The sequence below is a fragment of the Anaerocolumna sp. AGMB13025 genome, from assembly GCF_029689925.1.
Classification (GTDB): Bacteria; Bacillota; Clostridia; order Lachnospirales; family Lachnospiraceae; genus Anaerocolumna.
The window spans coordinates 276,158-290,817 of sequence record NZ_CP121445.1 but is presented as its reverse complement, the minus strand read 5'-3'; the positions used below and the strand labels follow the sequence as shown (position 1 = coordinate 290,817).

Here is a 14,660-nt window from a genome sequence, read left to right as displayed (position 1 = left end):
TGTCAAAATTGTGACCTTACGCCTCTTAAGTCAGGCATGTTTATCTCTGGAGCCATCGCATGATGCAGCCAGCACGCAGCCTGATGTCCTTCGCCAAAATCCGTATTCTCCGGCATGGCTTCCCTGCATATCGGCATACAATAACTGCACCTGGTGCAAAAGGGACAGCCCACCGGAGGGTCTAAAAGATCCGGAGGTGTGCCGGGTATGGACATGAGTGTCTGTTTATTTTCCAGGTCAAGTCTTGGGACCGACTGAATCAGTGCCCAGGTGTAGGGGTGTTTTGGGGTATAGAATATATCCTTGGCACTTCCGCTTTCAACAATCCTCCCGGAATACATAACTGCAATTCTCTGCGCGATATTGGCAACTACACCAAGATCATGAGTAATCATAATAACAGAAACCCTGCGCTTTTCCTGTAAATCCTTAATGATATCTAAAATCTGCCCCTGAATGGTTACATCTAGTGCAGTGGTAGGCTCATCACAGATAAGCAGATTTGGATTACAGGCAAAAGCTATGGCAATCATGACTCTCTGGCGCATGCCTCCGGAAAATTCGTGAGGGTATTGCTGCACCCTTTTTTCCGGTTCAGGAATTCCCACTCTGCGAAGCATTTCCACGGCTTCCCGAGCAGCTTCCTGCTTATTCATCTGCTTATGGGCCATAAGGTTCTCCATAATCTGTTTCCCAACTCTCATGGTGGGATTTAAGGAAGCAAGGGCATCCTGAAAAATAATGGAACACTCTCCGCCCTTATATTCTTTCCATTGACTCTTATTATATTTTAAAATGTTCTTTCCATTATACCAGATTTCACTGCCTGCTTTCAGCTCTCCCTGAGGACCTTTAATCAGTCCCATAATGGCTTTCGCAGTCACAGACTTACCACACCCCGATTCTCCCACAATAGCCAGAGCTTCTCCTTTATTCAGATAAAAAGAAACGCCTCGTACTGCTTTTACCTCACCGGCATAGGTATGGTAAGAAACGTTTAAATCTTTCACTTCCAGAATATGTTCATTTCCATTCATTTACTCTGTATCTCCTTTCCGGCTAAAAATCTTTATAACTATTAAGATTAGCGTACTAAAAGCCCTAAATTGAATTAATAAACCAAAACCGGGCTTTTGTAACCCAATTCCAGTTCATTCCTTATCTGCGAAGCTTCGGGTCCAGGGCATCCCTAAGACCGTCTCCGAGCAGGTTAAATGCCATAACGATTATGCACAGGAGTAGACACGGGAAAAACAACTGATAAGGATAAAAATCCATAGACTGCTGCCCCATAGAAATCAAAACTCCCAGACTGATTGCCGGCGATTTTAAACCTATACCAAGAAAACTTAAGCCTGCCTCGGTAAATATAAAGCCGGGAATTGCCGTTGAAGCATCCAGAATGAGGATTCCAAGCATATTAGGAATATAGTGCTTAAAAATAATACGTATCGGTTTTGCTCCCAGCACTTCTGCCGCATAAACATACTCGGATTCCCTTAACTGCTTAATCATACCCCTGACCTGTCTTGCGGTATTGCACCAGGCGGTAATACTTAAGGCTACCAAAAGGGAGAACAGGCTGTTACCTAAAACCATCATAATTAAAATAGTGATAAGGAGGTTAGGAATGGAATTAATAACTTCAATAATACGCATTAAAACCTCATCTGCCCATCCGCCAAAATGTGCCATTACAGCACCGTACATGGTACCAAAAACCAACTTTAATACCGTTGCCACCAAAGCTATGATAATAGACGCCCTGGCACCTGCCCAGATACGGGAAAATAAGTCTCTTCCCAGGTTGTCCGTACCAAACCAGTACTTAGCGGTGGGAGTCAGATTCTTCTGTGCCACATTCATGGAAACATAATCGTATCCCCGTATTAAAGGACCAATTATAACCATTATTATCATGAAAATAAGTATTACTATAGAAACCATTGCTATGGGGTTTTTCTTTAGCCGTCTTAAAGCATCCTTCCAGTAAGAAATAGCCGGACGGGTGATTTTATTGATATCTTCTTGTTTGTAACCAACAATTTTAAATTTCTCCGGTGATAATTCTGTCATAGTTTCCCTCCTCCCTTAGCTGCTTTTGCCCATCAGTCCAATACGAGGATCCACAGCTACATACAGCAGATCCGTTATAAAAAGGACGATAATGTACAAAGCCGCCAGAATAACTGTCTCTCCCATTATAATAGAAAGATCCTGATTATTTACCGCAGTTACATAGTACTGCCCGATTCCAGGAATAGAAAAGATACTTTCAATAAAAAAGGAACCGGTTATGCACATTGCAACAGACATAGGAAGCTGAGTAATAACCGGAATAAAGGAATTCCGAAGGATATGCTTTCGTATAATGGTACCCTGGCTGAGTCCTTTGGATTCGGCCGTCAGTATATAATCCTGCCCGATCACATCTAACATAGAAGTTTTTAATAGTCTCGCATAAGAGGCTATATAACTGAAACACCCCGTCAGGGTAGGCAAAACCGTATACTGCCACCCGCCAAACCATAAATCTTTACCCACCGGCCATCCGATGGTTGGAAACCATTTCAGATTACCTGCAAATATCTTCTGCAATAACAGTCCAAATATCAAATGAGGCACCGATATCATCAATACCGAAAAAACCACTACCAGATAATCAAAAAACGTACCTCGTTTCATAGCTGCTAAAATACCAAGAAGCAGACCAACCGTGATTCCTACAAGGACTTGTTGGATTCCAAGGCGAGCCGAAACCGGCAGCCTGTCATGAATTAACCCCTGTACCGTCTGACCTGCATAGACAAAAGATTCTCCAAAATTACCGGATGCAATTCCTTTCATGGTTATTACATACCGTTCCATCATGGGTTTATCCAGCCCATATCTTTTGTATAAATTTTCTTTTACCGTTGGTCCCAGTTTCTCTGCTCTCTGGGTTAAGGGATCCCCTGGGACCGCCTCTAATAAAAAGAACGTAGCCGTAGCAATTAAAAACAGCGTAAGTAACATTTCCGCCAGCCGGCGTATTAAATATTTCCCCATTGCAGCACTCCTTTACAGCCAAATGATGTCTTATGTTTAACGGACAGCAGAAAAAGGGCTGAACATCTAAGCCCTTTTCTGCAATCTTAATGTATAGTTTTATTTACCAGAAATCGATGTTTTGTATACTTCCTGGCTTGCTCCAAAGGAAGAGGTATGAAAGTCTTTTACCCAGTTCTGGATATAATAATGTTTATCGGCGTAATAAAGAGGTGCTGCCCCGCAATCTTCCACCAATAACTTATTCTCAAGCTTCTGATAGATTTCAAAACGTTTTGCATTGTCCTTAAGACCGGTGAGGGAATCTAACAACGCATCATAGTCTTTATTGGTATATAAACCATAGGAATGATAAATTCCGGTTCTAAAGATATCAAGGTAATCCAGCGGATCATTGTAATCACTGTACCAGGCAGAAATCATAATATCAAAATTAAAGGCATCTCTTTCTGAGGTAAAGAGGGAAGAATCACCTACGGTATTCAGTTCCACTTTAATTCCCAGATTCTGTTCCAGGGATTGTTTCAGGTATTCACGTTCTGTCTGATTCTGAGTTGAGGAACCATAGGTAAGTAGTACAATAGAAACATCCTTAAGCGGGGTCTTTACGCCAACCTCATCCAGACCTTTTTGAAAGAGTGCCTGAAGTTTATCTTTATCTCCTGCATATTCTTTATATTCAGCACTAATAGGTTCTGCTGCCTGGGAGCGATAGGACTCTCCGTTAAAGGTAATTGCCGGTGAAATCAGACCATAAGCTGGTGAATATCTTCCATAAACCGCGCCAACCATTTCTTCTCTGTTAATACTGTAAGAGATTGCTTTGCGGATATTTACATTATTCATTAATCCGGATTTACCGCCGTTCTTAAATTCATAGCTTAACACTGCAGTTCCTGGATACTGGGTAGCAAGAGTCTGTATTTTACCTGCTTTTGCTTCTTCATCATACTTCTTGATGTAATCACCGGATCCGTCAATGACATCTAACTGTCCGTTATCAAACATAGTAGCCGCTGTTGCATCTTCTGCAACATCAAACCAGTTAACCTTATTAAGTTTTACATTGGCTGCGTCCCAGTAATAATCATTCTTCGTCCAGGTCATCTTATTGTCTTCTACCAGTTCAGATAATACATAAGGTCCGTTATAAACACTTAATCTCCAGTCTTTGCCCCAGTTGTCACCGGCGGCTTCCGCAATGTCTTTACGGGTCGGATAAAGAGGTGTTGCTACCAGTTTTGATTCAAAAGTAGGATCTGCAACTTTTAATTTAACTAAAAAGGTATAATCATCCTTAGCTGTAATTGCCACATCCTCCAAAGAACCAGTGCCGTTATAATATTCTTCTGCACCGACTACATTAAAAATAAAGGCTGCATAACTATATCCTTTTTCAGGATCAATTAAACGGTCCCAGCCGTATTTATAATCGTTAGCCGTAACTGGTTTGCCATCAGACCATTTTGCATTCTGTCTCAAATGGAAGGTATAGGTAAGTCCATCTTCTGAAACATCTATGGACTCTGCACCTGCTAGCTCAAATTTGTCTCCGTCAGGTCCTCCTACATCACGCAGCAGACCTTCATAGCACTCTGCCATCATCCAGCGCCAGCCCATGTCCTGGACGTCATAATTATTACCAAAGGAAGAGGCTCTTAAATTAAGCTCCTGTACCCCGCCATCAGTAGTATCTGTCGTAGCAGCAGTATCTTTTGTATCGGTTGTACCGGCTGTCCCTGACGTATCCCCTCCTGCTGTTGCTACTTCCGTTTCACCTTTTCCGCAGGCGGTAAGCATACCAGTAACTAAAATTCCTGCTAGTATCAAAGACAGATACTTTTTCAATTTTTTCATACTTTTGTCCTCCAAGTCAGTAATTCATACTATTCATACCTGTTTAGTAGTGTATGATTTGTTATCCGTAGTATATGCTTTTGGATTTACTTTGTCAATAGTAAAAGGCTTATTAAGTTATTTTTAGGTAAGTTAAATATTAATCACTTTAAAATATAGTGATATTAGTGCAATGTACCCAACACGGTTACCTTTTCCGTCAATTATTTGCTGGAATGAATAGGGCGCTTATTATCTTTAGAAAGAATTATTATTGTTACGATTATTTATATAAAGAATATGTTCTATTTTTACATTTAGTACTTGTTGTCATAAGTAAAAGATAAACTTATATTTGAAAACTGTAATACAAACTATAGCCACAGCTTCTGCCTTGTCAAAGACTTTAGGAAATAGCTGAAAAAAACAGCCGCCATATGACTTTTTAGTTTCATATAACGGCTGTTATTTTGGTTATTAAGTAAATAATGATGTAAAAATAGTTGCGTACCTAAACTAAATTGCAAACCCCTAAAATTTATCTTGTTAAAGCTAAGGTATGAGTTATATTAAGCTTTCCTTTACTGCACTTGAAAATTGTCCGAATCTATATCGAATCTTTACAACCCTTTACCGTGGATTAACTGAATCAATTTTTTTATTTTTACATCTTTTACATACGGTTGCTTTACTTCCATCCTCAGCAATTAGCGGATATAATACTTTAATCCTTTTTGTTTTGCAAACCGGACATGTTCCCCTGCCATGGGACGGTAAATTCCATAATGTTTTACCTCTATGGGGTTTTAATGCCATACTGTTTCATTCCTTTCTCAGAAAAGTCGTATCATCTTGTTGATACCTGCATCATCGCGTTGATACCTGTATCATCACGTTGATACCTGTAATTAACTATATAAGAAAGTTTTAATAAAAGCTATTACACGTTCTTTTCTGTAAAGAACTTAAACATAATATTTCATCTGGCTTAGAATCCGTCTGATACTTTGTTCTGACAAGTAATATTCCAGGGCTAGTTCTTCTGCGGTTTTTCCCTTTTTATATTTTTTATAAATTTCTTGATTTCTTTCCCGTAATAAACGTCTGGCTCCGCTCTTTTCCCCCCAGGTTCTCTTTTCTCCATCCTTGCGGGGTATATATAAATAATCACCATCAACGTATTCTTGTAATATTTTTATCAGTTCATCAGGCAAAATATCCTGGGCTTTTATATATTTCATATCTCTGCTCCTCTAATAATCACTTAATTATTGATGAAGCAAAGACCAAAAAAACTGCAGCCTGGCATTATCCCCCGCTGCAGTAAAGATTTAATATAAAATCCGATTTATAAAAATCCATATGTCAATCTGAGACCAGACAAGTGAAAACATAACAACTAGACCCTCCTTTCAGGATAAGGCTAATAAGGCGTTATATTATCACCAGCTACTATAGTATCAGATCTCCGAGCAAAGCATCGCCGACTATTTTATTTGTGGTCTTTGCGCGGAGATAAGTTTTCGGTCAACAGCTTTTAAAGATTTCATATGGAATTCCTCCTGAATAAATATTTTAAGGTAATTGGTTTTAATTCACATATTTCTATTATAGCATAAGCTTACTTTAATGCAAGTTCATAAATAGTTCTGTATTGTTTTTGATTACCCCCATTCAAAGGGTATCTTATATAGCAAAAGGAGTGTATAATTATCGTGTCAAAAACTTTTTACATATAATTTAGGGTAATGCAAAAGCCCTTAGATAGAACATATTTTAAGAATGTCATAAGATTGGTTCAGGTCAGGAGAACCAATCTATCAGGAAGGAGGCATTCTAAACTGAAACTGAATACTCAAATTAAAAAATACCGAACAGCCATGAATTTAACACAGGATGAGTTAGCTGAACAAATTTATGTAACCAGACAAACCATTTCTAATTGGGAAAATAATAAAAACTATCCTGATATTCATAGTCTGCTCTTGCTCAGTTCATTATTTAATATATCTCTTGACCAATTAATTAAAGGAGATATTGATATTATGAAAACAGAAATTAAAGAAGCAGATCTGAAAAAATTTGATCGAAATTCCAAGATTTTTATCGTATTACTTATTACAACCTTATTTTCGTGTGTACCATTTGCACTGTTATGGAACTACCTGGGATTATTAATCACCTTAATCCTGTTCTGCATTACCTTTTTCTACGCCCTGAAAGTAGAAAAGTTTAAAAAAGAAAATGATATCCAGACCTACAAAGAAATTGTAGCGTTCACGGAAGGTAAACGCCTTGACGAAATAGAAAAACAACAAGAATATGGTAAACGGCCTTATCAACAAGCTTTTTATATATTAGGAAGCGCTCTGCTGGCCTTCTTAGTTTCCATATCATTAGTATGGCTCTCTAAACACTTACTATAATAGCTTTAAAAAACTTCTTTCCAGAAGGAACGCTGTTCTTATATATTACTGAGTTGCAGCGTTTCTTCCTATGGAATGGGCTGTGCCATATCCAGATATCGCTTAATAAACTTATATCCTGCATCTGAAATCGAAGATTTTACTTCTGATTCCACTAATTTAAGTAATCATTAATCTTTTATACCTTATTAATAATAATTTCACATTTAACTGTAGAATAATGCTGGATAAATTTTCACTTTCAGTTATAATAGGAGTATACTGCAAGTTATACTTAAAGAAAAAATTGCGTCTGCTATCCATCAGATGCAGGATCGGAGCACACATGAAGCTTAACATGAATATAACACGCAAATTAATAGCAGGAACATCCTTAACACTGATCGTAGCACTGCTGATAATCTCTATCGTTGACTATATTATAGCCAACAAAGAAATGAACCGTTCCAATGGTATTTTATTAAAGAATTCCATTGAAATCTCCCTTTATGAAATTCAGAAGAATTATAATGATACCATAGGCGAGAATAGCCGGATGTCCGAGGAGGACGCCAAAAAATCGGCTCTAAATACCATAAATGAGCTTATGACCGGTAAAGAAGCTTCCCAGGCACTTGCTGATGCAGCGACAAGTGCAACGGTATCCGCAGAAGATATGGATCCGATATTAAGCCTTGGTAAAAACGGATATTTCTTTATCATTAATTCCAAGGGTGATATTATCACACACCCCTTTTTAACAGATAATCTTTATGACTTACAATCCAAGGACGGACGTCCTGTTATAAAGGACATGATCGAACTGGCCAAAAAGGGAGGCGGAGAATTAAAATACTCCTTATCCTCCACAAACAGCTCCGTTTCCGAGGGCCGAACTGTTTATACCATGTATTTTAAAGAATGGGACTGGGTGGTAGCCGCCGTTATTTATGATTCCGATCTTTTAAGAGGACCTGATATTATCTTTAAAACCAATATCCTATCCCTGGCAGCCATCCTTGTTCTGGCCATGATATTTATTGTAATCTTTGCCAATAGAATCACTTCACCAATCAAAAAAATTGCTAAGTCATTAGGACGCATCTCAGAAGGTGATCTGACCGTAAGTAAGATACATACCAAAGCAAAAGATGAAACGAAACTATTAAGTGACAGTGTGAATCTTCTCATAGACCGCTTTCACGAAATTGCCACATCTCTTGCCAGGTCCAGCAACAACTTAAGCAATTGTTCCTCAGAATTAAAAGCTTCCTATGATACCTCCACAGAAGCAAGTTCAGCCATAGCAGCTTCCATTGTACAGATTGCAGCCTCCAGTGACAGTCAGGTAGGGGATATCTACGAAGGTGTACAGGAGATGAATTCCCTGGGCGAGAATATTAAAGAAAGCGCTAAAATGAGTGAAGCCGCCAGAGAAAGTGCAAAACTTACCCTGGCACTTAAGGATACCGGTGTTGAATCCGTTGCAGCCTTAAAAGAGGCCAGCGAAGAAAATCATCACTCTTCCTCCCAATTAGAAACAACCATTGAAGCCATGTACCGCCAGACTCAGGAAATTGGAACCATTGTTACGGTAATAGCCCAGATTGCAGACCAAACCAATCTCCTGGCTTTAAATGCAAGTATTGAAGCCGCCAGAGTTGGAGAAGAAGGAAAAGGCTTTGCCGTCGTTGCCGGAGAAATCAGAAAGCTCGCGAATGAGACCTCAACCGCAGTGGAGACAATTACGCATATGGTGACTGAAGTACAAAGTCACTCTGCACTGGCTGAAAATTATGTGAAGAAAAATGCCTTAAGCGCAGAAAAAATCAATGAAACCGTAGAAAAGACAGAAACTTCCTTTTATCAGATTGCTGAGGAATTAAAGGCTTTGGTTGACAGTATTAACCACATTGCGGAATACAACACCTCCATCAACGGTAAGAAAGATGCCTTATCCCGTCTGTTAAAGGAATTATCCAAACAAGCAGAAGAAGTATCCAGTTCCATTGAGGAAATCAACTCCTCTACAGAGCAGCATAATCTTGTTATGGGCAATATTGCAGAAAGTGTAACCACCCTTTATGAAATGGCGGAAAACATCAATAGCATAACTGCTGTCTTTACCATATAGCATAAATGCGAAAGTATTAAGCCCCAAAAGGTCTGATAGGCTCCCTCCTAAGTGACAAGTAAAGTAATAAAACTAATCACTTAGGAGGGAGCCTATCATATAGTTGTCCTTGCACGATTTTTATATAGATGGATATTCCTTTTGAAGTAAAAATGTTGAAATATATCTTCATATAAATCATCAATATACCCTGACATTTTTAATAGAACCCTTTATTTGCAATAAGAATAGACTAACTTTCCTATCTAATTAAGTCATTCTGGTTAGTAATAAAATCTTCCATTAATTCATATCTTTTCTCAATTTTGTTATATTCCTCCCGGGTTACCTGTTTACCATTAACCTGATATTCGGTTACTGTATCTGCCTGCAAAACGGTGTCCTTATTATATGGCTTGTCGTTATCATCATAAAACAATTCTGCCTGTTTCATTAAATCACTTTTTTTATAATTCTCAGTTGATTGTGTGATACACTCATACGAAGCAATTTTTTTCGTTTTTTTGTTCTGATAATCATAAATATCACAGCCACTTGCATTTCCCATAAACCCGCCGGCATGATTGACACTGCCTACAAGGAGCTTATTTGTTTCGGTATCTTTAAAAATGCTTACCAGATCACCGCCTAAGGTACCGCCGCATTCATATCCCGTCACCAGTTCCTTAAGCTTGCCATTTTTTTCGGAATAAAGCCCACTGTAGGATAAGTGACCGGGGCCTCTACCAATTAGAGGTACCGCAACACAATAAAGCAGGGACTCTCCACTTCCATCTAAATCATACAATTTAAGATGAATAATACAATCCTTTATATCATCCCCCACAGATATCTCACTGGTTCTATTATCGCCGGCAGGAATATGAAAACTACCGGTTTGATAAAACTTACTATATGGCTTTATTCTGGGGGTGATTACGTTTTGCAAAAGCAGGTCTGATAAGTCCGCAGTCTGTTCCGGTCCTGTTTCAATCATATATTCTTTCTGTACATCACCGTAAACCGTAGCCACAAAGCTGCTGCTTGAGTTATACACCGTGTTATAACCTCTAATTGAAATAGAATCGTAAATTGGCGGAACTTTTTCCTTACCGGCATTGTCTATAATTCCATATTTGCCGTCTGTCTCAACGATATAAAAGTTCCCGGCTTCATAAATATTATCATATTCTTTATTTAGAATAATCTTTCCGCTGGCATCTGCCAACACATAGGTACCCTTTTTGTTAAGTGCAACGGTTCCGTTATGAAACATCTGAATATAATTATAGTTTAATGGAATTACTATATTCCCGCTCTTATCAATAACACCGCATTGATAGCCGCCGCCAGTAACTACGACTGCCTTCCCCTTAATAAATGATGAGGCCAGGTCATAAACCGGTGGTATAACTTCTTTAAAATCCCTACCGTCTAAAAATCCTGTCTTGCCTTTTAACTGAACCGTTATCATTCCATCACTGTTTTCACTGCCGTCATAGATTCTGCCATCGTAGGTTATTATACCGTCATAGGTAATATTGTCATAATTAGCCGTAGTCATTTTATTACCATTGAAATCTATAATCTCCGGCTTATCACCTTTATAAACTATGGCGGCATCTTCACTGGGCAGTATCGTTATCGTATCATACAAAGGTTGAAATATTAACTTCCCATTCTTATCAAAGCAACCATATTTGCCCTTAACCTTGTAGGTAATAAACCGACCATCATAGGATATCTCATCATATTCCACCGGAACTATCTCTGTACCAGTTTTATCTATAAGTCCATATTTTAGACCGATACGGACTTTTGCCAGACCATCCTTAAAATAATCTGCATCATCATAGATTGGTTTAATTACTATAGTACCGGTTTTGTCAATATAACCGTATTTGCCATTGTCAAAATAATATGCCAGGCCCTCTTTAAAAGAGCTGACACTGTCACAATTTAAAAGAAACGCCACCTCCCCGTTTTTATCTATAAAACCATACTTATCTCCTTTTGCAAAATATGCCAGGCCTTCGGAAAAAGGGGCTGCTTTATCATACTCAAGGGATATGCTTGTACTTCCTTTGTCATTAATGAAACCATACTTACCGCCTAGTTGGACACAGGCCAGCCCTTCGCTTAATGGATAGGCATAGTCGTATTGATATGGAGTTATTTCTACTCCGCTATCATTCATGAAACCATATTTCTTACCATTATAGATGCAATATACCCCTTCCGATTTTACGGCATACTCTATTTGAGTAGCAGAGTTTAGGGTTAATATTTTGGGATACTGAACCCTTTGTGAGGTTTCTGGACTTTCGATAGTTTCAGGACTTATACTAGTTTCAGCGCTTTGAGAAGTTCCGGGGTTTTGAACTTCTTGTTGGGATAGATTTATATTGTCTGTTGGTGCATTCATAACATTACTGCCGCCATTTGGGTAGACAGCCATCAAAATAGACATAAAAATGATAAATAAAAACTTGCTCATAAATTTTTCTCCCTCTCATTCGTTTTACACTCAATATATTCCTTTAATTAATATAATTCTAATATAAGTAAAGTTAATCGTCAAACCTATTTTACCAGATTAATACAATTGAACAAAGCAACTAATAAAAAACAGTTGTACAAATATTTAAATGTTTTAACTGTTCTCTCCAATCTTGTTGCCGTTATTGACCTGAAGAAAGTAACTCTAAATAAATGATAATGGCATGGGAATACCCTATTTTGTCAGTATTTAAGTCTAATTATGAGAAAAAATATCATTAGGGTTCTTTCCGCTAAATAGTCGTTGACACTTGTGTTTTAATCAGTTATATATATTTTAGTTAGCTTAAGCTAACCATCGTTTATTATTATTTTCATTAAAGGAGGCTTTATGCTATTTCTTATTTCCCTTGTTTTATCTCTTGTTTTTTTTGTAGTCTTTCATAAGCAAATCAAGAAAACGCCTGTCCTGTTTTATCTGCTGACTACTTGCGTGGTATTCTATCTCTTTGGCTCTTATCTGTTAAATGTTTACGATTGGTGGCCGGATTGGTTTATGGATTATGTGGTTCTTCAGTTTTCCCGTGGTTCCTTATCAACGGCAGTATTTGCACTTGTTATGTATCTTGGTGTTCTAAATCCGAAGAATCCTTATGTACGCAAGTTAAAATCCATACGTGGCGAGATGTCCATCATCGGCTGTATTCTGGCTCTTGGGCATAATGTATATTATGGAATTTACTACTTTGTTCACCTGTTTACTAATTCCGGTGAGCTGGAACTTCCTTATATTATTGCAACCTGTACCACCTTAATACTTATTCTCATTATGCTTCCTTTAATGATTACCTCCTTCCGCTCAGTGAGAAAACGTATGCCGTCAGCAAACTGGATAAAACTCCAGCGATTATCCTATGTATTTTATGTGCTTTTATATGTACATGTTATGCTAGTATTGGCGGCCAACATCCGGGGCTTCTCTACGGTCCTTAGCATTATTACATACTCTGTGGTATTCCTGCCTTACTATGTGCTGCGGCTGCATAAGTTTAATAAAGATAGGACTAAACAGTCTGTCCGTAAGACGGATTCCGTTCTGGAATAATTACAGCTAATATCCTTTTAAAGTATCCTCCTGCGCGGTATTTTATTTTACAGAATAAGTTTTTTATCTTACTAATAATTACAAAAAATCTATTCATATTTATATAATATTTAGCATCATTTTGATATTTCTAAAATTTGGAATACCTTATAATTATCGCATCAATAATAAGGAGGTTTCTTATGAAATCAAGAAAAAGGATTGTTTTACCTATTATCGTAAGCTTAATTCTAAGCTTTACGATAGCAATACCAGCTGGTGCGAAAACTCATTTGGGAGAGGCATTTGACAGTTATAATTCCTCCCTTTGGGAAAAGTCAAATGGGTGGACGAATGGCGGTATGTTCAACTGCACCTGGAGAGATAGTAATTGTAGCTTTAGCGGTGGTATTATGAATTTATCAATCACAAATGACAGTGGCTCCAAGCCCTATGCCGGCGGAGAATATCGTACAAGAAATACCTATAGCTACGGATTATATCAGGTAAGAATGAAACCCGCTAAAAACTCTGGTATTGTTTCGTCTTTCTTTACTTATAACGGGTCTCCCTGGGATGAAATCGATATTGAATTCTTAGGTAAGGATACTACGAAAGTCCAGTTTAACTATTTCACAAATGGTGTTGGTAATCACGAGAAGATCTATAATTTAGGATTTGATGCATCCGCTTCCTATCATACTTATGCTTTCAATTGGCAGCCCACCTACATTGCCTGGTTAGTTGATGGCAATGAGGTATACCGAGCAACCAGTAACATACCTTCCCATGCCGGTAAAATCATGATGAACATCTGGCCTGGTACTGGTGTAGACAGCTGGCTTGGGGCTTATAATGGAAGGACTCCCCTGACTGCATCCTATGACTGGGTATCCTATGACAGTAACTAAACTCCATAGTAATAAAACATCCTTTTAGAACAATGAGTCTGGACTTGCCTGACTCTACCGCCTGACTCTAGCGCTTAAGCGCTGTCACATCAGTGACACCCTCCTCTTAAGTGTCATGACGTGCCATGACCGGAAAATTATTTGATGTCTATTGTAAAACACCATCTATGAGTAAGAATTCAGTATTGCATATTCTTGGTCATAGATGGTGTTTATTATAATAATAGAGCAGTTTATTTCTTACATTTATAATTAATATATAGACGTACCGCATGACATTTTTGTCATTAAACTTTTGAATCACAGAGATATCATCTAATTTATGAAGTCTAATTAAGTGCATAAAATTAATATTTTTAAATTCAAATTCTAGATTTTGTGAACCTTCTAGCCCTATGATAAATTTCTTATGAAGTAAATTTTAATAATCAACTAATAATCCCCTTATCATAGTATCTCCTGCACTTTCCTTACTTAACGATTCATTTGTCGAAATAGTTCCTTTACTGTTGTGTATAAATTTCCTACACATTTCCAATAAACTTTTTATCATTCTTAATGAATGAGGTAAGTGTATAATGGATATCTTAGTTTTACATTTTTTTCATAATATATACTTATCTATATAACAAAAGACCACTACACAACCGAAGTCATGTAATGGCCATTTCTATTTCCATATTCAGAGTGTGTACTACAACTTTTTCAACTTCTGGAACCCTTGATTTGCAAGGCTTAATCCATTGTGTAAGACATAAGTACGA

At 37.9% G+C, this 14,660-nt stretch carries 11 protein-coding genes; 4 read left to right on the top strand and 7 right to left on the bottom strand.

The window, feature by feature from the left end; genetic code table 11:
- Positions 1-2: 2 nt before the first annotated feature.
- From QA584_RS01155 to QA584_RS01130, 6 genes are all read right to left on the bottom strand, one after another.
- Positions 3-1,037: an ABC transporter ATP-binding protein gene (locus tag QA584_RS01155; RefSeq protein WP_278272694.1), complete on the bottom strand. Its 1,035-nt coding sequence runs from the start codon at positions 1,035-1,037 to the stop codon at positions 3-5.
- Between the two features lie 121 nt (positions 1,038-1,158).
- Positions 1,159-2,076 (bottom strand): ABC transporter permease, encoded by a 918-nt coding sequence (locus tag QA584_RS01150; protein ID WP_278272693.1) that lies wholly within the window; start codon positions 2,074-2,076, stop codon positions 1,159-1,161.
- 15 nt (positions 2,077-2,091) lie between these two features.
- On the bottom strand, positions 2,092-3,048 hold the full coding sequence (locus tag QA584_RS01145) for an ABC transporter permease (protein ID WP_278272692.1): 957 nt from the start codon (positions 3,046-3,048) through the stop codon (positions 2,092-2,094).
- Positions 3,049-3,147: 99 nt separating this feature from the next.
- A complete protein-coding gene (locus QA584_RS01140; RefSeq protein WP_278272691.1) occupies positions 3,148-4,905 on the bottom strand; it encodes a peptide ABC transporter substrate-binding protein in 1,758 nt (585 codons plus the stop codon).
- 609 nt (positions 4,906-5,514) lie between these two features.
- Positions 5,515-5,700, bottom strand: coding sequence for a hypothetical protein (locus QA584_RS01135; protein ID WP_278272690.1), 186 nt, complete (start codon positions 5,698-5,700; stop codon positions 5,515-5,517).
- 149 nt (positions 5,701-5,849) lie between these two features.
- The gene (locus tag QA584_RS01130) at positions 5,850-6,125 is read right to left on the bottom strand and encodes a CD3324 family protein (protein ID WP_278272689.1); all 276 of its coding nucleotides are present in this window, start codon (positions 6,123-6,125) and stop codon (positions 5,850-5,852) included.
- A gap of 552 nt (positions 6,126-6,677) precedes the next feature.
- Here QA584_RS01130 and QA584_RS01125 point away from each other — a divergent pair.
- Positions 6,678-7,310, top strand: coding sequence for a helix-turn-helix transcriptional regulator (locus QA584_RS01125; RefSeq protein WP_331487809.1), 633 nt, complete (start codon positions 6,678-6,680; stop codon positions 7,308-7,310).
- Between the two features lie 325 nt (positions 7,311-7,635).
- The gene (locus tag QA584_RS01120; RefSeq protein ID WP_278272688.1) at positions 7,636-9,423 is read left to right on the top strand and encodes a methyl-accepting chemotaxis protein; all 1,788 of its coding nucleotides are present in this window, start codon (positions 7,636-7,638) and stop codon (positions 9,421-9,423) included.
- A gap of 241 nt (positions 9,424-9,664) precedes the next feature.
- On the opposite strand, the gene QA584_RS01115 is transcribed toward QA584_RS01120, so the two are convergent.
- The gene (locus QA584_RS01115; RefSeq protein ID WP_278272687.1) at positions 9,665-11,899 is read right to left on the bottom strand and encodes a WG repeat-containing protein; all 2,235 of its coding nucleotides are present in this window, start codon (positions 11,897-11,899) and stop codon (positions 9,665-9,667) included.
- A 393-nt stretch (positions 11,900-12,292) separates the two neighbouring features.
- On the opposite strand from QA584_RS01115, the gene QA584_RS01110 reads away from it, so the two are divergent.
- A complete protein-coding gene (locus QA584_RS01110; RefSeq protein WP_278272686.1) occupies positions 12,293-13,006 on the top strand; it encodes a ferric reductase-like transmembrane domain-containing protein in 714 nt (237 codons plus the stop codon).
- A gap of 182 nt (positions 13,007-13,188) precedes the next feature.
- Positions 13,189-13,896, top strand: a complete 708-nt coding sequence (gene bglS, locus QA584_RS01105) for a beta-glucanase (RefSeq protein WP_278272685.1) — start codon at positions 13,189-13,191, stop codon at positions 13,894-13,896.
- The last annotated feature ends 764 nt before the right edge of the window (positions 13,897-14,660 follow it).

Excerpts from the sequence above, each read along its gene's own strand:
- QA584_RS01150 (WP_278272693.1), bottom strand. The coding sequence starts at position 2,076 with ATGACAGAATTATCACCGGAGAAATTTAAAATTGTTGGTTACAAACAA.
- QA584_RS01130 (WP_278272689.1), bottom strand. The coding sequence starts at position 6,125 with ATGAAATATATAAAAGCCCAGGATATTTTGCCTGATGAACTGATAAAA.
- QA584_RS01120 (WP_278272688.1), top strand. The coding sequence starts at position 7,636 with ATGAAGCTTAACATGAATATAACACGCAAATTAATAGCAGGAACATCC.
- QA584_RS01110 (WP_278272686.1), top strand. The coding sequence starts at position 12,293 with ATGCTATTTCTTATTTCCCTTGTTTTATCTCTTGTTTTTTTTGTAGTC.
- QA584_RS01135 (WP_278272690.1), bottom strand. The coding sequence starts at position 5,700 with ATGGCATTAAAACCCCATAGAGGTAAAACATTATGGAATTTACCGTCC.
- QA584_RS01145 (WP_278272692.1), bottom strand. The coding sequence starts at position 3,048 with ATGGGGAAATATTTAATACGCCGGCTGGCGGAAATGTTACTTACGCTG.
- QA584_RS01115 (WP_278272687.1), bottom strand. The coding sequence starts at position 11,899 with ATGAGCAAGTTTTTATTTATCATTTTTATGTCTATTTTGATGGCTGTC.
- QA584_RS01140 (WP_278272691.1), bottom strand. The coding sequence starts at position 4,905 with ATGAAAAAATTGAAAAAGTATCTGTCTTTGATACTAGCAGGAATTTTA.
- QA584_RS01155 (WP_278272694.1), bottom strand. The coding sequence starts at position 1,037 with ATGAATGGAAATGAACATATTCTGGAAGTGAAAGATTTAAACGTTTCT.
- bglS (WP_278272685.1), top strand. The coding sequence starts at position 13,189 with ATGAAATCAAGAAAAAGGATTGTTTTACCTATTATCGTAAGCTTAATT.